We start from the raw sequence: 19993 nt of genomic DNA on the forward strand, positions 1-19993 counted from the left end.
ATGAACGTATTTTTCGAGGAATCGGGCGACTTCAAGGTCGGCGCCATCCTGTCGCAAGCGGGCGAGGCCTACCAGGTGGAGATGCCGAGCGGTAAGCGCACCAAGGTCAAGACGCGCGACGTGCTGCTGCAGTTCGACAAGCCCGAGCCGCAAGCCTTGCTGGATGCGGCCAAGGCGATCGTTCTTGATGTCGATCTCGACTTCCTGTGGGAAGTCGCGGGACAGGAAGAATTCGGTTTCGCCGAGCTGGGCGCCGAATATTTCGGGCACGCGCCGCTGCCGCACGAAGCCGCCGGCCTGGTGCTGGCCCTGCATGGCTCCCCCATCTATTTCTACAAGAAGGGCCGTGGCCGCTACAAGGCGGCGCCGGAACAGTCGCTCAAGGCCGCGCTGGCCGGCATCGAAAAGAAAAAGCAGCAGGCAATCGTCCAGGCCGGCTATGTGGAAGAGCTGAAGGCGGGCCAGCTACCCGCTTCGATGCAACAGATCGTGCACCAGCTGCTGTTCAAGCCCGACAAGAACACCATCGAATACAAGGCCTTCGAGACGGCGGCCAGCGAACTGCAGACCAGCGCGCCGCGCCTGATGCTGGACGTCGGCGGCCTGGCTTCGCCGAAAGAGCTGCACATGGGCCGCTTCCTGTTCGAGCACTTCCCGCGCGGCGCCGGTTTCGCGCCGGTGGACATCCCGAAGGCGCCGGGCGACCTGCCGCTGGCCAATGTTGCCGCCTTCTCGATCGACGACGTCACCACCACCGAGATCGACGACGCCTTCTCGGTCGTGCGCCTGGATGACGGCAGCGTGCAGGTCGGCATCCACATCGCCGCGCCGGGCCTGGGCATCCGCCCGGACGACGCGATCGACAAGATCGCGCGCGCGCGCATGTCGACCGTGTATATGCCGGGCGACAAGATCACCATGCTGCCGGACGAAGTGGTCAATGCGTTTACTCTTGCCGAAGGCAACGATTGCCCGGCCTTGTCGCTGTACGCCGTGCTCGATCCGAGCGACTGGAGCGTCAAGTCGACCACGACCCGCGCCGAGCGCGTGCCGATCAAGAACAACCTGCGCCACAACGACCTCGATCACGTGGTCAATGAAGAGACGCTCGAGAGCGGCGCGGGCGACTATCCGCACAAGGACGAACTGGGCTTGCTGTGGAAGTGGGCGCTGCAGCTGGAAGCGGGCCGCATGAAGAAGCGCGAAGCCTTCGGCCTCAAGCCGGAACAGGCGAACCGGGTCGACTTCAATTTCTACGTCGAGGACGACGTGGTCTCGATCGTGCGCCGCAAGCGCGGCGCGCCGCTGGACAAGATCGTGGCCGAGCTGATGATCTTCGCCAACAGCACCTGGGGCAAGCTGCTGCACGACTCGGGCGTGCCGGGCATCTACCGTTCGCAGACGCCGGGCGCCGGCGGCTGGGCCGCCAAGATGCAGGTGCGCATGGTCACGCACGCGGCGCCGCACCAGGGCCTGGGCGTGGACCAGTATGCCTGGAGCACCTCGCCGCTGCGCCGCTACACCGACCTGGTCAACCAGTGGCAGATCCTGGCCGCCGCCGAGCACGGCGTGACGGCGCCGCTGGTGGCTCCCTTTAAACACCGCGATGCGACCCTGTTTTCCATCGTCTCGGCATTCGATGCGGCCTATTCGGCGTATAACGACTTCCAGCAGAACATGGAGCGCTACTGGTGCCTGCGCTGGCTGGGGCAAGAGAACGTGAAGCAGGCCGACGCCGTCGTGCTCAAGGACGAACTGGTGCGCCTGGTCGACGTGCCGCTGGTGGTGCGCCTGACCGGCATGCCCCAGGTGGCGCGCGGCGCCCAGGTGAAACTCGACATCGTGCGCTGGGACGAGATCGACCTGCAGCTCGAAGCGCGCCTGCTCGAGGTGGCGTCGGCCGAACCGGACGCGTCGCTCGACTACGAGGAAGAAGCGGACACCGGCGAAGCGGCGGTGGCCGAGGTGGTCGAGGCCGAAGGCGCGGTGGCGGCGGTCGATACCGGGGACGCGCCGCAGCCGGCGCCGGCGTCGGCGCAATAACAGGTGGAGTAATATGCGGATCGTGGCGGACGGTTGCACCGTTCGCCACACCTGTTATCGAAGCAACCACGTTCCACATCCTCCGCATTGTTCGACCTCCCTCATCCGTTCGCGTCGGGTTAGAATGGATCAATTCTCTGATTCAATTGCCCCACCAGGCCACCCGTAGCGCGTGAAGTCCTTTCTCCAACACCGTCCCCTGATGATCGCCCTGGCCGTATCGGTGGCAGCCCACGCGGGCCTGCTGGCGCTGCGCTTCGCCGCGCCGGAGGCGTTTCGCCACCAGCCGGCCGATCCCGGACTGGAAGTGGTGCTGGTCAATGCCAGGCACGACCGGGCGCCAGCCAAGGCCGACGCGCTGGCCCAGGCCAACCTGGACGGCGGCGGGACGGCGGAGGCCGGCCGCGCCAAGTCGCCGCTGCCCGACCTGCGCAAGGTCGAGGACGGCGACAGCATCAAGGCCCTGCAGCGCCGCATCGCCGAACTCGAGCGCCTGCAGCAGAACGTGCTGACGCGCGCGCGCAGCGGCGGCAATTTCACCGCCCCGCCGGTGACCGAGCGCGACAAGCCCGATCCGACCCGCACCGGTAGCGACAACATCGACACCGCGCGCGCCATTTCGCGCACCAGCGCCGAGATCTTCGAGCGCATCGAGGAAGAAAACCGCCGCCCCAAGCGCACGCAAATCACGCCCAGCACGCGCCAGGTCGGCTACGCGCTGTACTACAAGGCGATGCAAAAGCGCATCGAGGAAGTCGGCACGCTGAATTTCCCGCAGCAGGCCGGCCGCAAGCTGTATGGCGATCTGGTGGTCTACATCCCCGTGTTCCAGGACGGCACCCTGTACCTGGGCGATGGCGGCCCGCGCGTCGAACGCAGCTCGGGCAATCCGGCCCTCGACAAGGCGGCGCTCGAGATCGTGCGCCGCTCGGCCCCGTTCGGCGCCTTCCCGGCCAATATGCGCACCCAGGGCAAGGACGACCTGTGGGAAGTGTTCACCCGTTTCCGTTTCACCCGTGAGGACAAGATGCAGGCAACCCTTGGAGAAGCCGCCAAATGAGCCGCCCTGTGACCGATAAATATTGCGTCATCGGCAATCCGATCGCCCACAGCAAATCCCCGCAGATCCACGCCGCCTACGCGCAGCAGACCGGCCAGGAGCTGACGTATGAGCGCTGCCTGGCGCCGCTGGACGGCTTCGAGGCCACCGTGCGGCGCCTGGTCGCCGAAGGTTATCGGGGCGCCAACGTCACCGTGCCGTTCAAGCTCGAGGCGGCGCGGCTGGCGACCCGGCTGGCGCCGCGCGCGCAGGCGGCGGGCGCCGTGAACACCCTGATCTTCGAACACGGCGAGATCGTCGGCGACAACACCGACGGCCCCGGCCTGGTGGCCGACATCGTGCGCAATGCCGGCGTGTCGCTGGCCGATAAACGCATCCTGCTACTGGGCGCCGGCGGCGCCGCGCGCGGCGCGCTGCTGCCGCTCCTGACGGAAAACCCGCGCCAGATCGTCATCGCCAACCGCACCCTGGCGACCGCCGAACGGCTGGCGGACGATTTCGCGGCGCACGCGCAGCAACTGGCCGTGAGCGGCTTCGCCGACGTGAAAGGCGGCTTCGATGTCGTCATCAACGCCACCTCGGCCAGCCTGGCGGCCGACGTGCCGCCCGTGCCGCCATCGGTATTCGGCCCCGGCGTGCTGGCGCTGGACATGATGTACGGGAAGGAACCGACCGTGTTCATGGCATTCGCCGCGCGCCATGGCGCGACCGCGCGTGACGGCCTGGGCATGCTGGTCGAGCAGGCGGCCGAGGCCTTCCTGCTGTGGCGCGGCGTGCGGCCGGAGACGAACGCCGTGCTGTCCGCGATGCGCCAGGCAGGCTGACCATGGCCAAGTCGCGCAAGGCCGCGCCGACCGGGCGCCGCTGGATCAAGTGGATCTTCCTGGCCCCGTTGCTGCTGGTGCTGCTGGCCCAGCTGTATTTCTTCGCCATGGTGTGCTGGTATTCCCAGTTCAATCCCGGCTCGACCAGCTTCATGCGCGAACAGCTGTCCCAGCTGCGCGAAAAGAATCCGGACGCGACCCTCAAGCACCAGTGGGTGCCGTACGAACGCATCTCGCGCAACCTGAAGCGCGCGGTGGTAGCCTCGGAAGACGCCAACTTCAGCGTGCATGGCGGCGTGGACTGGGAAGCGATCGAACGCGCCTACGAGCGCAACCAGCGGCGCAGCAAGGTGGTCGGCGGCGGCTCGACCATCACCCAGCAACTGGCCAAGAACCTGTTCCTGTCCGGCTCGCGCAGCATGTTCCGCAAGGGCCAGGAGCTGGTGATTGCCTATATGCTGGAAACGGTGATGAGCAAGGAGCGCATCCTCGAGCTCTACCTGAACGTGGTCGAATTCGGGCGCGGCGTGTTCGGCGCCGAGGCGGCGGCGCGCTACTACTACAAGACGTCGGCTGCCAATCTGAGCCCGGCCCAGGCCGCCCGGCTGGCGGTGATGCTGCCCAATCCGCGCTATTACGACAAGCACCGCTCGACCAGTTACCTGCAGCGGCGCACCAACGCCATCCTGCGCCAGATGCGCTTCGCCGAGGTGCCTTGACGCGAAATGTCGTTACTGAGTTGGCTCAGTGCACGGCGAGCGGTTACACTTGCGCTAATTTTTCTCCCCCGGCCAGAAAATAGCGAACGAGACCCCAGCGCATGATCAACGTATTTGTCCTACAGAATGGCCGCCTGAACCAGGCAACGATCGCTTCCCGGGAAGACCTGGAGAACGTCGCGCCGGTGTGGGTCGACCTGACCGACCCGGACGAGGAAGAGCGCACCTGGGTCAAGGCCAGGTATGGCGTGACCCTGCCGGGCGAGGACGAAGTCCAGGACATCGAAGCCTCGGCGCGCTACTACGAGGCCGAAAACGGCGACCTGCACCTGCGCACCGACTTCCTGCTCGAGGAGGAAGACGGCCCGTCGCGGGTGGTGACGGTGGCCTTCATCCTGTCCGGCAAAATCTTGTTCTCGGTTCATAACGACGACCTGCCCGTGTTCCGCCTGGTGCGCATGCGCGCGCGTTCGCGGCCCGGCTCGATCGAAGACTATATGGACGTGCTGCTCGACCTGTACGCGACCGACGCCGAATATTCGGCCGACGCGCTGGAAGGCATCTACGAAAGCCTCGAGGAAGTCTCGACCCGCGTGCTGCAGAAGGAATTCACCGACCAGGACGCGGCCGCCGCGCTGAACGCCATCGCCCACGAGGAAGACTTGAACGGCCGCATCCGCCGCAACATGATGGATACTCGGCGCGCGGTCAGCTTCCTGATGCGCGGCCGGCTGCTGAACTCCGACCAGTTCGAGGAAGCGCGCCAGATCCTGCGCGACATCGAGTCGCTCGACGGCCACACGTCCTTCCTGTTCGACAAGGTGAACTTCCTGATGGACGCCACCGTCGGCTTCATCAACATCAACCAGAACAAGATCATCAAGATCTTCTCGGTGGCCTCGGTCGCCTTCCTGCCGCCGACCCTGATCGCCAGCCTGTACGGCATGAACTTCGCCCTGATGCCGGAACTGAACTGGCGCTTCGGCTATCCGTTCGCGATCGCCCTGATGGCGGCCAGCGCGGTGGCGCCGCTGCTGTACTTCCGCCGGCGCGGCTGGTTGAAGTAATCCGGCAATGAAAAACGGCGCACCTCGGTGCGCCGTGTTGTTTCGCGTCGAGCGTGCTTAGCCGATGCGCTTGAACACGCGCCGCGCCGCCTCGATCGTGGCGTCGATCACGGCGTCGTCGTGCTGGATCGACACAAAGCCCGCTTCGAACATGGCCGGCGCGAAGTACACGCCTTCTTCGAGCATGCCGTGGAAGAAGCGGTTGAAACGCTCCTTGTCGCCCGCCATCATCTCGCTGTAGCTGGACGGGACGTCCTTCGAGAAGTAGAAGCCGAACATGCCGCCCACCGAGTCGCCGCAGAAATCGATGCCGGCTTCCTGCGCGGCTGCGGTGAGCCCCGTCACCAGCCGATCTGCGGTCGCGGTCAGCCTCTCGTAGAAGCCTTCTTCCTGGATCAGCTTCAGGGTGGTCATGCCGGCCGCCACCGCCACCGGGTTGCCCGACAGCGTGCCGGCCTGGTACACCGGACCGATCGGGGCCATCTTCTGCATCAGGTCGGCGCGCCCGCCGAAGGCCGCCACCGGCATGCCGCCGCCGATCACCTTGCCCAGCGCGGTCAGGTCGGGGGTGATGCCGTACATGCCCTGGGCGCCTTCGAGGCCCACGCGGAAGCCGCACATCACCTCATCGAAGATCAGCACCGCGCCGTGTTCGGTGCACAGTTCGCGCATGCGCTGCAGGAATTCCGGGGTGGCGCGGATCAGGTTCATATTGCCGGCCACCGGCTCCACGATCACGCAGGCGATGGTGTCGCCCATCGAGGCGAAGGCGTCTTCCAGTTGCGGGATGTTGTTGTAGTCGAGCACCAGGGTGTGCTTGACGAAGTCTTCCGGCACGCCGGCCGAGGTGGGGTTGCCGAAGGTCAGCAGGCCGCTGCCGGCCTTCACCAGCAGCGAATCGGCGTGGCCGTGGTAGCAGCCTTCGAACTTGACGATCTTGTCGCGGCCGGTGGCGCCGCGCGCCAGGCGCAGCGCGCTCATGGTGGCCTCGGTGCCGGACGAGACCAGGCGCACCTGTTCGATCGACGGCAGCAGGCGGCAGATTTCCTCGGCGATCTCGATCTCGCCCTCGGTCGGCGCGCCGAACGACAGGCCGTTCTCGGCAGCGGCCTGCACCGCCTTGACCACTTCGGACCTGGCGTGGCCGAGGATAGCCGGGCCCCAGGAGCCGATGTAGTCGATGTAGCGCTTGCCGTCGGCGTCCCAGAAATACGGGCCTTGCGCACGTTCGATGAAGCGCGGGGTGCCGCCCACCGAGCGGAAGGCGCGCACCGGAGAATTGACGCCGCCAGGGGTCGATTGCTGGGCGCGGGCGAACAGGGTGTCGTTGCGCGAGGTGGATTGTTCAGTGGTCATGATGGCTGCTTCGTGATTGAAAAGAACCCGTCCGCGCAGCGGGGCTAGGGACGGAAGAATTTACTGGGAATGAGCTTGCCCATGCCGAAGCGCTGCGCATGCTCGAGCGCGCCGGTGGTGTATTCCTGGGCCAGGGCCAGCGCCTGCGGCGCGTCCATGCCGCGCGCCAGGCAGGCGGTGAAGGCTGCCGAATACGTGTTGCCGGCGCCCAGGAAGGGGCCGGGCAGGTGCTGCCAGTCGACCCGCGCGACTTCGCCGCCGGCGTCGTACAGGCGGTTCGAGCAGCCGCCGTGTTCGTCGCGGCTGCCGGTCACCAGCACGTAATGCAGGCCGCTCGAGGTGAGCTCGGCCACGTCTTCTTCGAGGTCTCCGTCCTTGCGCTCGGCGCCATCGCGCCACAGCTCGGCCATGCGGCCCAGTTCGGACTGGGACAGGATCAGGACGGTGGCCTGCGGCGCCAGGATCGAGCGCAGCGCGGACAGCATTTCCTCGTCGCCCAGGCCGGCGTCGGGCAGGGCCGACAGGAAGGGGTCGAGGACCAGCGGCGCGTCCGGATAGTCGGACACGATCTCGGCGATCGCGGCCAGGTGCAGGGCCGAGCCGACGGCGCCGACCTTGAAGGCGGCGATCGGCATGTCTTCCAGCAAGGTGCGCGCCTGCTCGGCCATCCAGTCGCTGTCGAGCTCGTACATATTCTCGATGCGGGCACTGTCCGCGACCAGCAGGCCGGCGATGGCCGACAGCCCGTGACATCCGAGGGCGGCGAACGCGGCGCAATCCGCCTGCACGCCGATGGCGCCGACGGGATCGCAGACGCCGAAGCTCAGGATGAGGGGGAACGTTTGGTTTTGCACGTCGGGTAGATTAAGATGCCGGATTCCGATTCCACATTTTACTAGATACAAGGACCAATACTGTGAGTACCGAATCCACCGCGCCTTTCCAGACCTGGATGTGCCTGATTTGTGGCTGGGTCTATGACGAGGCTGTCGGTGCACCCGACGATGGCATCGCTCCCGGCACGCGCTGGGCCGACGTTCCGATGAACTGGACTTGCCCGGAGTGCGGCGCGCGCAAGGACGACTTCGAGATGACGGCAATCTGAAGCAATAATCATGCAATAATGATCACAATGTGATCAGCTTGATAATGGCATCTCGTCTACTCCCGGGATGCCATCTTCTGTAGTAGTTGACTCTCTGCAACACTTTGCGCACAAGAAAGATGCGCTGTGCTATCGTGGCGCTTCAAGCCGAAGTGAAACGAAAATGACGACATCGCCGCAATCCACGGCCCTGACCATCATGGTGATCGACGACAGCAGCACGATCCGCCGCTCCGCCGAGATTTTCCTGAACCAGGCCGGTTACCAGGTGGTGTTGGCCGATGACGGTTTCGACGCCCTGGCCAAGATCAACGACCATCATCCGGCGCTGGTGTTCTGCGACATCCTGATGCCGCGCCTGGACGGTTACCAGACCTGCGCCCTGATCAAGAAGAGCGCGCGCTTTCGCGCGACGCCGGTGCTGATGCTGTCGTCCAAGGATGGCCTGTTCGACCGCGCGCGCGGCGCGATGGTCGGCGCCAGCGCCTATCTCACCAAACCCTTTACCAAAGACAGCCTGCTGGCGGCCGTGCGCGAGCACGCCATGCCCCAGGACTGACATCCATACGAGCCGGAGCCGTAAGTGGCCATCAACAAGATCCTCATCGTCGACGATTCCCCGACCGAACGCCTGTACCTGACCGACATCCTGGTGAAGAACGGCTTTGCCGTCAGCACCGCCGTGAATGGCGACGAAGCGATCGAGCGCATCCGCGCCGAGCGCCCCGAACTGATCCTCATGGACGTGGTCATGCCGGGCAGTAACGGCTTCCAGGTGACGCGCGCCATCGCGCGCGATCCGGAGCTGGCGGCGCTGCCGGTCATCATCTGCAGCAGCAAGAACCAGGAAACCGATCGCATCTGGGGCATGCGCCAGGGCGCGAAGGACTACCTGGTCAAACCGGTCGATCCCGAGCGCCTGCTGGCCAGCATCGCGGCCGTGGCGACCGCCGGCGGCGTGAGCGCATGACCATCGCGGCGGGCGACGGCAAGGAGCGTGAAGAGAGCGGCCGGCGCGATCCCGCGGCGCGCCGTACCCGCCTGCGCCTGTACCAGGAGCAGCTGCTGGAAAAGATGCAGGCGGCCCGCACCGGCGCCGGCGGCAATGCCGGCCAGCTGGGCCTGGCGATCGGGGCCACGCGCTACCTGGTCGACCTGCTCGAGGTCGGCGAGATCGTCTCCCCAGCGCCCCTGACCGTCGTTCCGCTGACCCAGCCCTGGTACCTGGGCCTGGCCAATGTGCGCGGCAGCCTGCTGGGCGTGATCGACCTGGCGCGCTACCTGGGCGAGGAAGCATCGCCCGATGGCCCCGCGACGCCGCGCCTGGTGGTGTTCGCACCGCATCTCGGCTTCAACTGCGCCTTGCTGGCCTCGAACGTCCACGGACTGCGCCAGGCCGGCGCGATGGAGCGTGTGGGCGACGTCCTGCGCGACACCGACGGCAACACATGGACGCCGCTGTCGCTGGCGGCGTTGGTGCGGGAAGAGCGTTTCTTGCGGGTCGCACGCTAAAACAACACACTCACAGCAGGAAACAGGGAGCAGCAATGGGATTCGCTTCGAAACTGACCACGAATTTTTTCGCCAAGGATGATGCCGCCGTTGATGCGGCCACGCCCGGCGAGTCCCCGCAGGACGCCAACGGCGGCGGCTCGGCCGCCGCGGCCGCGCGCCGGCTCGGGGGCTTTCGCAGCCGCAGCGCGAGCGAGGCGCTGGCGGCGGAAAGCGCCGACGACCTGCGCGCCGTCCCGATCGGCGCGCAGTTCCAGCCCAGCCGCCTGAACTTGCTGCTCGGCGCCTTCGTGGGCGGCGTGCTGCTGACCATGCTGGCGGCCTGGCAGAATTCGGCGGTCGACGCCCGCCTGGCCGGCCAGAGCCAGGTGACCGGCGACGCCGTGATGCACTCCCAGCGTTTCGCCAAGGCGGCGCCGATCGCGCTGCGCGGCGACGCCGCCGCCTTCGACCAGCTCGAAGACAGCCGCGCCCAGCTGGGCCGCGAACTAGACCTGCTGGCGCGCGGCGGCCAGTCGCCGACCGGGCGCATCCCGGCCGCCAGCGGCCCGCGCGCGCAAGAACTGCAAAAGGCGATCGTGCTGTGGAACGCCTCGTCCAAGGCGGCCGCCAGCATCATCGCCAACAAGCGCAACCTGCTGGCCTTCGGCGTCAGCCTGCGCCAGTACGAAGAGGTGGGGCCGGAGTTGACCGCGATCGCCGAGCGCCTGCAAAAGGACGCGTCGAGCGACGCCCGGCGCCAGGTGGCGGCGCTGAGCATGCAGTCGCTGGCCCAGCGCCTGTCGGCCGGCACCCAGACCTTCACCACCCCTGGCTCGGCCCAGAACGCGGTGACCTACATCATGGGCGACATCGAGTCGCTGAGCGCGATCATCGACGGCCTGCTCGATGGCGGCGGCAAGCTGGGCCTGGCGCCGCTGACCGACCTCGAACAGCGCATGCGCCTGGCGCGCACCCGCGACAGCTTCGACGAGTACGTCAAGACCATCACTCCGCTGCTGGGCAACCTGACCAACTACGCCAGCGCGCGCGCCGCCGAGCGCGTGATCTCGCGCGACAGCGAACAGCTGCGCGTCATGCTGGCGGAGCTGCACCACGACTACCAGCGCGACCAGGCCGGCGCCAGCGGCTGGTTTTGGCTGACGGTCGCCGCCGCCCTGTTCACCCTGGTCGCGGCGCTGGGCATCTCGCGCACCATGCTGCAGGACGCCGCCGCCCGTGCGCGCGCCGCCGAGGAACGCCGCCGCGAAGCGGAAACGATGCGCCAGCTGGCCCAGGCCAAGGAAGAAGAAGCCAAGGCCACCAACGACCAGAACCAGGCCGCGATCCTGCGCCTGATGAACGAGCTGCAAGAGGTGGCGGACGGCGACCTGACGGTGCAGGCCACGGTGTCGGAAGACATCACCGGCGCGATCGCCGACTCGGTCAACTACACGGTCGAGGAATTGCGCGAGCTGGTGGTGCGCGTCATCAAGACCTCGGAACAGGTGGCGCGCGCCTCGAACGGCGCGCAGCAGGTCTCGACCGAGCTCCTGGGCGCGGCCGAGCGGCAGTCGCGCGAGATCCAGGACGCGTCCAGCACCACCATGCGCCTGGCCGGCCTGATCACCGACGTGTCGCGCTCGGCCCTGGAATCGGCCGACGTGGCGCGCCAGTCGGTGGCGGCGGCGGAGCAGGGCGCGACCGCGGTGCAGAACGCGATTCGCGGCATGCAGGAGATCCGCGAGCAGATCCAGGAAACCTCGAAGCGCATCAAGCGCCTGGGCGAATCGTCGCAGGAGATCGGCGAGATCACCGAGCTGATCTCGGACATTACCGAGCAGACCAACGTGCTGGCGCTGAACGCCGCGATCCAGGCCGCATCGGCCGGCGAGGCCGGTCGCGGCTTCTCGGTGGTGGCGGAAGAGGTGCAGCGCCTGGCGGAACGCTCGGGCGAGGCGGCCAAGCAGATCGGCGCGCTGGTGCGCACCATCCAGACCGACACCCACGACGCGGTGGCGGCCATGGAAAAATCGACCCAGGGCGTGGTCGAGGGCGCGCGCCTGTCGGACGCTGCCGGCGCCGCGCTGGCGGACATCTCGCGCGTGTCGAACCGCCTCGGTGAACTGATCGGGGACATGTCGCACGCCACCGACCGCCAGGCTACCCAAGCCACCGGCGTGGCCGACAAGATGCAGGAGATCCTGTCGGTGACCGAACATGCCCAGCAGGGCACGCGCCAGACCGCACAGTCGATTCATGAACTGGCCACCCTGGCCCAGGAGCTCAAGGATTCGGTGTCGCGCTTCCGCGTGGTATCCTGAGCGGCCCATGGCAACCCTGAGCCCGACCTTGCAACGCTCCAGCAACTTCGACACCGGCCCGCTGTCCTGGGTCATCGGCGAAATCCGCGATGCCCTGGCGCGCGCGTCGACCGCATTGCGCGAGGCCGCCGGGCGTTCGCCAGAAGCCCAGCCGACCCTGCTGCTGCACGCCAAGACCCACCTGCACCAGGCGCACGGCGCCCTGCAACTGGTCGACGTCGAAGGCGTCGGGGTGTACACCGGCGCGGCCGAGGCGGTGCTGGACGGGTTCAAAGATGGGAGCCTGCCATGCACTGTGGATAGCGTGCAGGTGGTGCTGGACGCCTTCGGGGCGCTCGGCGAATACCTCGACGAACTGCTGGCCGGCATGCCGCAACAGCCGGCGCGCCTGTTCCCGTATTACCGCGACATGGTCGAGCGCCAGGGCGAGCGCAAGGTGCATCCATCCGACCTGATGCCGCTCGACTTGTCGACGCCGCCCGAGCTGCCCGCGCCGGAAGATGACGGCCAGGTCGATGTCGCGGCCTGCCGAAGCCGTTTCGAAAAAGCCCTGCTGCCCTACCTGAAGGCCGAGGACGACGCCGGGCGCCAGATTCATGCCGCCGACCTGGTGGCGGCCATCGCGCCGATCGGCGCCGCGCAAGAGGATGTTCGCGCGCGCCTGTTCTGGCAGGCGATGCATGCCTTCGCCACCGTGGTGGCCGACGGCCAGGTCGAGAGCGATCTGTACATCAAGCAGCTGTTCGGTCAAATCAACCTGCAATTGCGGCGTCTGGCCAAGGGCGAGATGGACGCGCCCGAAGCGATGCTGCGCGACGCGCTGTTCTTCATCGCCGCCGCGCGCGAACCGGGACCGCAGGCGCGCGCGCTGCGCCAGGCCCTGGGCCTGGACGGCGCCGTGCCGCCCGACTATGCCGAGCGCCGCTACGGCAAGCTCGACCCGCAAGCCCTGCAAGAGGCGCGCGAAGCGCTGGCGCGCACCAAGTTGGACTGGGACCGCATCGCCGGCGAGGGCGAGCCTGACCTTGACGTCGAACACGACTTCAACGACGCATTGGCGCGCCTGGCCGGCGCCAGCGAAAAGCTGGGCGCCCCGGCGCTGGCCCAGCTGCTGCGCGAGCTGGGCCGCGCGGCCAGCGATTCGGTGCAGTCGGGCCGCGACGACCAGTTCGGGCTCGAGATGGCGGCCGCCATGCTGTTCGTCGAGAACGGCCTGGACCAGCTGCGCCAGCTGCCCGACGATTTCTCGGAAAATGCCGAAGCCGTCGGCGCGCGCCTGCTGGCGCTGGCCGCCGGCGAGACGCCGCCCGACGCCCCGCACTGGCAGGGCGAGCTGGCGCGCCAGATCCAGCAGGGCCAGACCGTGGCCGTGCTGGCGAACGAGGTCAAGGCGGGCCTGCGCCAGATCGAGAAGCTGCTCGACGACTACTACGACGACCCGGGCAAGCGCCAGGTGCTCGGGCAGGCGACGCCGATCCTGCACCAGCTGCAGGGGGCGTTCGCCATCCTCGACCAGGACCAGGCGGTGCTGGCCGTGCGCCACGTCGAGGAAGCGGTGCGGCTGCTGTCCGCCAGCGAGGCGGACGTGACCGACCAGCACGCGTCGCTGCACAACATCGCTCAGAACATCGGCGCGCTCGGTTTCTTCGCCGACCTGCTGGCCCAGGACAGCGAGGCCGCGCGCGGCCGCTTCACCTTCGACACCGACAAGCTCCTGCTGCGCGAGCTGCCGTTCGAGTTCGTCGCGGCGCCGGCCGAGGCCGCGCCTGTGGATATGCCGGCGCAGACGGCGCAGGCCGCGGACGGCGTCGACGCCGAACTGCTCGGCATCTTCATCGCCGAGGCGCAGGAAGTGCTGGCCTTCGTGGTCGAGACCCTGCCGCGCGCGGCCGACGAGCCGGCCAACCAGGAAATCCTGACCCAGCTGCGCCGCGGCTTCCATACGCTCAAGGGCAGCAGCCGCATGGTGGACCTGGAGGCCTTCGCCGCCACCGCCGCCGCCATCGAACGCGTGATGAACGTGTGGCTGGCCGACGGCCGTTCGGCCACCGCCGACCTGCTGGCCCTGCTGGCCCATGCCTATGCCGAACTCGATGCCTGGGTGGCCGAGCTGGCCGCCGGCCTCCTGCCGGAACGCGATGGCGCGGCGCTGATCGCCGCCGCCGCGCGGGTGCAGGAGGGCGGGCCGTTCGAGCCGCTGAAGTTCGAGCCACTGAAGTTCGAGCCACTGAAGTTCGAGCCACCGAGCGACGAGCCATTGGTGCTGGACGACATCATCGACACGCCGGCGCTCGACGACATTCCGCTGCTCGACGAGCCGCTGGCCATGCCGGGCGACGATGGCGTGAAGCGCGTCGGCGACCTGGCCATCCCGCAGGCGCTGCACGACGTCTACCTGGGCGAGACCGAGACCCTGTGCGCCACCCTCGAACAGGGCTTCGACGCGTTGCGCCGCGGCCTGGACAAACAGGTGGTGCACGACGCGGTGACGGCGGCGCATACCTTGTCCGGCACCTCGGCCACGGTCGGCTATACCTCGCTGCGCGACCTCGCGCACGAGCTGGAGACGACGCTCGAGAAGCTGGCGGCGCCGGGCACGCAGCTCGAGGACGGCCAGTTCGACCTGTTCGATTCGACCCTGTCGCGCATGCGCACCATGCTGCAGGTGTTCACCCTGGGCGAGCTGGCCCCAAGCCAGCCCGACCTGGTGGAACAGCTGGCGGCGCTGCGCGAGCGCCTGGCCAGCCAGCAGGCGGCGGCCTTGTATGGCGAGGCCGATCCGGCCCTGGCCAGCCAGCTCGACGCGCTGTTCGCGGCCGCCTACGAGCAGTTGCTGGCCGCGCCGCCTGCCTTCGAAGCGCGCCAGGCGCCGCCGGCCGCGCCAAAGCCTGCCGCGACGGACGACGTCGACGACTTGTTCGATTCCTTCCTCGACGATGCCTTCGCCGTGCCGGAACTCGACCAGGCGGCGCCGCAGGCGCCGGACCCCGCGCCGGACGCCAATTTCGTGGCCGTCACCCCGGACGAAGCGGTGCTGGCCGAAGCGGTGGCGGAAGCTGAACCCGAGCTTGAGCCCGAACCCGAACTGGTCGGCGCCAGCTATGCCGACGAGATCGACCCGGACCTGCTGCCGGTGTTCCTGGAAGAGGCGGCGGACCTGTTGCCGCGCATCGGCCACGACCTGCGCCAGTGGCAGCAAGAGCCAGGCAATACCGCGATCGCGCAGGGCATGCAGCGCGACCTGCATACGGTCAAGGGCAGCGCGCGCATGGCCGGCGCGATGCGCCTGGGCCAGCACGCGCACGAGCTGGAAACCCAGATCGAGAACATGGTCCACGCCGGCACCTCGACCTTGCCGGCCAGCGCCTTCGAGGAGCTGCTGGCCAACTACGACGCGGCGCTGCTGCTGTTCGAGGGCTTGCAGCAACCGGCGCCAGCGGACGCCGCGCCGGCGCAGACACAGGAGCGGGCGCGGGCGCACACGCCGCCGGCCCTTGAACCGGCCCGTGCGCCGCTGGTGCGGGTGCGCGCCGACATCCTCGACCGCGTGATGAACCAGGCCGGCGAGGTGTCGATCACGCGCTCGCGCCTGGAAAACCAGATGGGCGCGCTCAAGGGTTCGCTGGGCGACTTCTCGGACAATGTGGCGCGCCTGCGGCGCCAGCTGCGCGAGATCGAGATGCAGGCCGAATCGCAGATCGCATCGAAGCTGTCGATCTCGGGCGAACGCGAATTCGATCCGCTCGAATTCGACCGCTTCACGCGCCTGCAGGAACTCACGCGCATGCTGGCCGAGAGCGTCGACGACGTCGCCTCGTTCCAGGAAAGCCTGGCGCGCACGGTCGATGGCGCCAACGAGGAACTGGCCAGCCAGGCGCGCATGACGCGCGACCTGCAGCGCGACCTGATGCGGGTGCGGATGGTGCCGTTCGCCAGCCTGTCGGAACGCCTGTTCCGCGTCGCCCGCCAGACCGCCAAGGAAACCGACAAGCGCGTCAACCTCGACATCCGCGGCGGCGCCGTGGAGATCGACCGCGGCGTGCTGGAACAGATGGCCGCGCCGTTCGAGCACCTGCTGAGGAATGCGATCGTGCACGGCATCGAGCCGCGCGCGGCGCGCCAGGATGCGGGCAAGGCGGAGACGGGAGAATTGCTGGTGCAGGTCAGTCAGCACGGCAACGAAGTGCTGATCGTGTTCGGCGACGACGGCGCCGGCCTGGACCTGGAACGCATCCGCGCCAAGGCGCTCGAAAACGGCCTGCTGGCCGAGGAAGACGCCGCGTCCGACCAGGACGTGACCGAACTGATCTTCGAGCCGGGCTTTTCGACGGCGGACACGCTGACCGAGCTGGCCGGCCGCGGCGTCGGCATGGACGTGGTGCGTTCCGAAGCCCAGGCGCTGGGCGGACGGGTGGCGGTCGTGTCCGAGCCGGGGCAGGGCGCGCGCTTCACGATCACGCTGCCGCTGACGCTTGCCGTCGCCCAGGTGGTGCTGGTGACGGCCGGCGGGCGCACGCATGCGGTGCCCTCGACCCTGGTCGAGCGGGTGGAGCAGGTGCGTGAGCTGGACCTGGCGGCGGCGATCGAGGCCGGCAGTATCTCGCTGGCCGGCGCCGCGCTGGCGTTGCATGCGCTGCCTGCCCTGCTGGGCGAGGATGACGAAGAGCGGACGGCGCGCCAGCGTTCGACGCCGGTGCTGGTGCTGGGCGGCGGCGCCGGCCGCATCGCGCTGCGCGTGGACGAGGTGCTGGGCAACCGCGAGGTGGTGGTCAAGCACATCGGCCCGCAATTGTCGCGGGTGCCGGGCATCGCCGGCGCGACGGTGCTGGGCTCGGGCGAGATCGTCCTGATCCTCGATCCGCTGGCACTGGCGCAGCAGCCGCAGGCCGCCGCGCAGGTGAAGAAGGAAGTGGCGCGCCAGGTGCGGCGCCCGACCGTGATGGTGGTCGACGACTCGCTGACGGTGCGCCGCGTGACCCAGCGCCTGCTGGAACGCGAAGGCTATCGCGTGCAGCTGGCCAAGGACGGCGTCGAGGCGCTCGAACTCATTGGGCAGGGCGCGCCCGACCTGATGCTGGTCGACATCGAGATGCCGCGCATGGATGGTTTCGACCTGACGCGCAATGTGCGCGGCAATGAGGCCACCAGGGACATCCCGATCATCATGATCACCTCGCGCACGGCGGACAAGCACCGCAACGTGGCGCTGGGGCTGGGCGTGAACGCCTATTACGGCAAGCCGTACCAGGAACCGGTGCTGCTGGCGGCGATCGAAGAGCTGCTCAAACGCTGACGGTTTTCTTGACCACCGCAAACCGCTCCAGCGTGCGCCTGCGCGCCGCGTTGTGCTCCACGACCGGCGCCGGATAATCCTCGCCCAGCACCACGCCGCGCTCGGCCAGCGCCTCGGGCTTGACCAGCCACGGCGCGTGGATCTGCTTCGCATCCAGCTTGCGCAATTGCGGCAGGTAGCGCCGGATGAATTCGCCGCGGGCGTCGAAACGCGTCGACTGCGTCACCGGATTGAAGATCCGGAACCAGGGCTGGGCATCGCAGCCGGTCGACGCCGCCCACTGCCAGCCGCCATTGTTCGACGCCATCTCGTAGTCGTTCAGCTGCAGGGCGAAATACGCTTCGCCGCGGCGCCAGTCGATGCCGAGGTCCTTGGTGAGAAAGCTGGCCGTCACCATGCGCAGCCGGTTGTGCATGAAGCCGGTCGTGTTCAGCTGCACCATGGCCGCGTCGACCAGCGGATAGCCGGTGCGGCCCTCGCACCAGGCGGCGAACAACTCGTCGGCGTCAGGACCGTCGTCCCACTGCACCGCGTCGAAGGCCGGCTTGAACGAGCGCTCGACCACGTGCGGGTGCCGGGCCAGCACCATCGCATAGAAATCGCGCCAGATGAGTTCGGACAGCCATACCGAGGCGCCGGCGCCGCCCGCGCCCGACAGCGTCAATTGCTGCGCCGTGCGCACCAGGTGGCGGATCGAGGTGGTGCCGAAACGCAAATGCGTCGATAACCTCGACGTGCCATCCTCGGCCGGGAAATCGCGTGCGCGGCCGTAGTCGGCGATGTCTTCCACGAAGGCCTCGAACAGCGCTTCGGCCCCGTCCATCCCGGCCGGCAGCGGCGCTTCGCCGGACTCGAAACCGATGTCTTCCAGCGCGGGCAGGGCCGAGGTCGCGGCTGGCGGCGCGAACGCATGCGCGAACGCGTCGACCGGATACGCCGCCAGCGTCTCGGGACGCGCCGCCAGCCGCTTGAGCCAGGCGTTCTTGTAGGGCGTGAACACCGAGTACGGCTGTCCCGCGAGCGTTAGCACTTCATCCTTCTCGAAGATGACCTGGTCCTTGTACGTATGGAAGGCGCGGCCTTGCGCCGCCAGCAGCCGCGCGACCTCGTCATCGCGCGCGATCGCGAGCGGTTCATAATCGGTGCAGGCATGCACTACATCAACATCGAGTGCCTCCGCCAGCGCCACCACCTCATCCCGGGCGCTGCCGTGGCGCACGATGAGGTAGCCTCCAAGACGACGCAATTCCTCATCCAGGCTGGCCAGGCTGGCGTGAATGAAACGCAGGCGGCGATCGTCGCGCGGCAAGCCGTCGAGAATATCGGTGTCATACACGAAGACGCAGTACACCTGTTGCGAACAGCGCAAGGCGTGGTGCAGGGCGGCGTGGTCGAATGCGCGCAGGTCGCGCCGGAACCAGACTAAAGACTTGCTCAAATTCATCACTGTGTGCGAGGTCAAGGCGGGAGCAGATTTTACTGTCTAGGATCGGACCATGGTGTGCGTGTCGTGATGCTTCCGAGGGTCCTCCGGCCAAATGGGTGTAAACTAGGGAAAAGCGTAACGTTGTGCTGCAGAACGTTGGCAGTCGATCATGTTTAACGCAAGAGTGCGCCTTTTGAGAGTATCCGTATGAAAAAAAGCAAAGTTGGCAAAACTCTACCGATGCCGGGCATGCCCCGGGAGCAGGATGAAGCGCTCGCCAAGGCCGGTCCGGCAGCATCCGGGCTCAACCTTGCGAACCATTTCCTGATCGCCATGCCATCGATCCAGGATCCGATCTTCGGCGGCACCGTCGTCTATGTTTGCGAGCATAACGACAAGGGCGTGCTGGGCGTGGTCATCAACAAGCCGACCGACATGACGATGGAAACCCTGTTCGACCGGGTCGACCTGAAGCTGGCCGAAGGCCTGCGCGCGACCGTGGTGGACGAGCCGATCATGTTCGGCGGGCCGGTCCAGGACGACCGCGGCTTCGTGCTGCATTCGCCCGGCGGCCGTTATTCCTCGTCGCTCAGCGTCACCGACGACGTCGCCTTCACGACCTCGATCGACGTGCTCGAAGCCGTCGCCAGCGGCGGCGGTCCCGCGCGCATGCTGGTCTCGATCGGCTACGCCGGCTGGAGCCCGGGCCAGCTCGAAGAAGAAATCTCGCGCAACGGCTGGCTGACGGTGGGCGCCGACGCGCGCGTGCTGTTCGACCTGCCGATCGAGGAACGCTACAACGCCGCCATCAAACTGCTGGGGATCGATCCCTTCATGCTCGCCACCGAAGCCGGCCATGCGTGATTTGCTGTACCTGCGTGGTTGCGCATGATGGTCGATATCGTTCTCGGCTTCGACTTCGGCGTCAAGCGGATCGGCATCGCCATGGGCAACACCCTGACCGGGCAGGCGCAGCCGCTGCGCGTCATTGCCGCCATCGACAACGCCACCCGCTTCAAGATCATCGGCGAGCTGATCGCCGAGTGGCGCCCGGCGCGCCTGGTGGTGGGCGAGCCGCGCCATCCCGACGGCGCCGAACACGACATGACCCTGCGCAGCCGCCGCTTCGCCAACCAGCTGCATGGCCGCTTCAACCTGCCTGTCGAGCTGGTCGACGAGCGCTATTCGTCGGCCGTGATCGCATCGAAGCGCGGCGACGTCATCGACGACAAGGCGGCCGCCATCATTCTGCAGCAATATTTCGACGCATCTCCTTAGCCGCATC

The 19993-nt window shown here is 67.5% G+C and carries 16 protein-coding genes; 13 read left to right on the plus strand and 3 right to left on the minus strand.

Annotation, left to right across the window (positions count from 1 at the left end; genetic code table 11):
• The 5 genes from LO55_RS10295 (at nt 1) to corA (ending at nt 5713) form a co-directional block, all read left to right on the plus strand.
• Nucleotides 1–2043 carry a ribonuclease catalytic domain-containing protein gene (locus LO55_RS10295; protein WP_071361386.1) on the plus strand — a complete coding sequence of 681 codons (2043 nt, stop codon included), beginning with the start codon at nt 1–3 and terminating at the stop codon, nt 2041–2043.
• Between the two features lie 202 nt (nt 2044–2245).
• Nucleotides 2246–3103, plus strand: a complete 858-nt coding sequence (locus LO55_RS10300; RefSeq protein WP_071361387.1) for a TonB C-terminal domain-containing protein — start codon at nt 2246–2248, stop codon at nt 3101–3103.
• Complete coding sequence (aroE, locus tag LO55_RS10305; RefSeq protein WP_071361388.1) at nt 3100–3927, plus strand: shikimate dehydrogenase; 828 nt, start codon at nt 3100–3102, stop codon at nt 3925–3927. Before LO55_RS10300 ends, aroE begins: the two co-directional genes overlap by 4 nt.
• Nucleotides 3928–3929: 2 nt before the next feature.
• Nucleotides 3930–4646, plus strand: a complete 717-nt coding sequence (mtgA, locus tag LO55_RS10310) for a monofunctional biosynthetic peptidoglycan transglycosylase (RefSeq protein WP_071361389.1) — start codon at nt 3930–3932, stop codon at nt 4644–4646.
• Nucleotides 4647–4747: 101 nt separating this feature from the next.
• On the plus strand, nt 4748–5713 hold the full coding sequence (gene corA / locus LO55_RS10315) for a magnesium/cobalt transporter CorA (protein WP_005665296.1): 966 nt from the start codon (nt 4748–4750) through the stop codon (nt 5711–5713).
• A 57-nt stretch (nt 5714–5770) separates the two neighbouring features.
• Here the strand turns inward: corA and hemL are convergent, their stop codons facing one another.
• Nucleotides 5771–7069, minus strand: coding sequence for a glutamate-1-semialdehyde 2,1-aminomutase (hemL, locus tag LO55_RS10320; RefSeq protein ID WP_071361390.1), 1299 nt, complete (start codon nt 7067–7069; stop codon nt 5771–5773).
• 44 nt (nt 7070–7113) lie between these two features.
• The gene (gene thiD / locus LO55_RS10325; protein ID WP_071361391.1) at nt 7114–7923 is read right to left on the minus strand and encodes a bifunctional hydroxymethylpyrimidine kinase/phosphomethylpyrimidine kinase; all 810 of its coding nucleotides are present in this window, start codon (nt 7921–7923) and stop codon (nt 7114–7116) included.
• Nucleotides 7924–8021: 98 nt separating this feature from the next.
• On the opposite strand from thiD, the gene LO55_RS10330 reads away from it, so the two are divergent.
• From LO55_RS10330 to LO55_RS27430, 6 genes are all read left to right on the plus strand, one after another.
• On the plus strand, nt 8022–8174 hold the full coding sequence (locus LO55_RS10330; protein ID WP_040775196.1) for a rubredoxin: 153 nt from the start codon (nt 8022–8024) through the stop codon (nt 8172–8174).
• A gap of 163 nt (nt 8175–8337) precedes the next feature.
• Nucleotides 8338–8733, plus strand: coding sequence for a response regulator (locus LO55_RS10335; RefSeq protein WP_005665305.1), 396 nt, complete (start codon nt 8338–8340; stop codon nt 8731–8733).
• Between the two features lie 24 nt (nt 8734–8757).
• Entirely contained in the window at nt 8758–9144 is a 387-nt protein-coding gene (locus LO55_RS10340; protein ID WP_071361392.1) for a response regulator, read from the plus strand.
• Nucleotides 9141–9686 (plus strand): chemotaxis protein CheW, encoded by a 546-nt coding sequence (locus LO55_RS10345; RefSeq protein WP_071361393.1) that lies wholly within the window; start codon nt 9141–9143, stop codon nt 9684–9686. Before LO55_RS10340 ends, LO55_RS10345 begins: the two co-directional genes overlap by 4 nt.
• A gap of 35 nt (nt 9687–9721) precedes the next feature.
• Nucleotides 9722–11989 (plus strand): methyl-accepting chemotaxis protein, encoded by a 2268-nt coding sequence (locus LO55_RS10350; RefSeq protein WP_071361394.1) that lies wholly within the window; start codon nt 9722–9724, stop codon nt 11987–11989.
• A gap of 7 nt (nt 11990–11996) precedes the next feature.
• Nucleotides 11997–17282, plus strand: a complete 5286-nt coding sequence (locus LO55_RS27430; protein ID WP_071361395.1) for a hybrid sensor histidine kinase/response regulator — start codon at nt 11997–11999, stop codon at nt 17280–17282.
• Here LO55_RS27430 and LO55_RS10360 read toward each other — a convergent pair.
• Complete coding sequence (locus LO55_RS10360) at nt 17272–18726, minus strand: cryptochrome/photolyase family protein (RefSeq protein WP_071361396.1); 1455 nt, start codon at nt 18724–18726, stop codon at nt 17272–17274. The genes LO55_RS27430 and LO55_RS10360 overlap by 11 nt on opposite strands.
• 231 nt (nt 18727–18957) lie before the next feature.
• On the opposite strand from LO55_RS10360, the gene LO55_RS10365 reads away from it, so the two are divergent.
• Nucleotides 18958–19572, plus strand: coding sequence for a YqgE/AlgH family protein (locus LO55_RS10365; RefSeq protein ID WP_085986709.1), 615 nt, complete (start codon nt 18958–18960; stop codon nt 19570–19572).
• Nucleotides 19573–19599: 27 nt separating this feature from the next.
• Complete coding sequence (gene ruvX, locus LO55_RS10370; protein ID WP_370659620.1) at nt 19600–19986, plus strand: Holliday junction resolvase RuvX; 387 nt, start codon at nt 19600–19602, stop codon at nt 19984–19986.
• Nucleotides 19987–19993: the final 7 nt, after the last annotated feature.

Source organism: Massilia timonae (assembly GCF_001866515.1).
Taxonomy (GTDB): domain Bacteria; phylum Pseudomonadota; class Gammaproteobacteria; order Burkholderiales; family Burkholderiaceae_D; genus Telluria; species Telluria timonae.

Coding starts and splice junctions, on each gene's coding strand:
- LO55_RS10335 (WP_005665305.1), top strand. CDS start 8,338: ATGACGACATCGCCGCAATCCACGGCCCTGACCATCATGGTGATCGAC.
- corA (WP_005665296.1), top strand. CDS start 4,748: ATGATCAACGTATTTGTCCTACAGAATGGCCGCCTGAACCAGGCAACG.
- LO55_RS10330 (WP_040775196.1), top strand. CDS start 8,022: ATGTGCCTGATTTGTGGCTGGGTCTATGACGAGGCTGTCGGTGCACCC.
- mtgA (WP_071361389.1), top strand. CDS start 3,930: ATGGCCAAGTCGCGCAAGGCCGCGCCGACCGGGCGCCGCTGGATCAAG.
- LO55_RS10350 (WP_071361394.1), top strand. CDS start 9,722: ATGGGATTCGCTTCGAAACTGACCACGAATTTTTTCGCCAAGGATGAT.
- LO55_RS10360 (WP_071361396.1), bottom strand. CDS start 18,726: ATGAATTTGAGCAAGTCTTTAGTCTGGTTCCGGCGCGACCTGCGCGCA.
- LO55_RS10365 (WP_085986709.1), top strand. CDS start 18,958: ATGCCCCGGGAGCAGGATGAAGCGCTCGCCAAGGCCGGTCCGGCAGCA.
- LO55_RS27430 (WP_071361395.1), top strand. CDS start 11,997: ATGGCAACCCTGAGCCCGACCTTGCAACGCTCCAGCAACTTCGACACC.
- LO55_RS10300 (WP_071361387.1), top strand. CDS start 2,246: ATGATCGCCCTGGCCGTATCGGTGGCAGCCCACGCGGGCCTGCTGGCG.
- LO55_RS10345 (WP_071361393.1), top strand. CDS start 9,141: ATGACCATCGCGGCGGGCGACGGCAAGGAGCGTGAAGAGAGCGGCCGG.
- hemL (WP_071361390.1), bottom strand. CDS start 7,069: ATGACCACTGAACAATCCACCTCGCGCAACGACACCCTGTTCGCCCGC.
- ruvX (WP_370659620.1), top strand. CDS start 19,600: ATGGTCGATATCGTTCTCGGCTTCGACTTCGGCGTCAAGCGGATCGGC.
- aroE (WP_071361388.1), top strand. CDS start 3,100: ATGAGCCGCCCTGTGACCGATAAATATTGCGTCATCGGCAATCCGATC.
- LO55_RS10295 (WP_071361386.1), top strand. CDS start 1: ATGAACGTATTTTTCGAGGAATCGGGCGACTTCAAGGTCGGCGCCATC.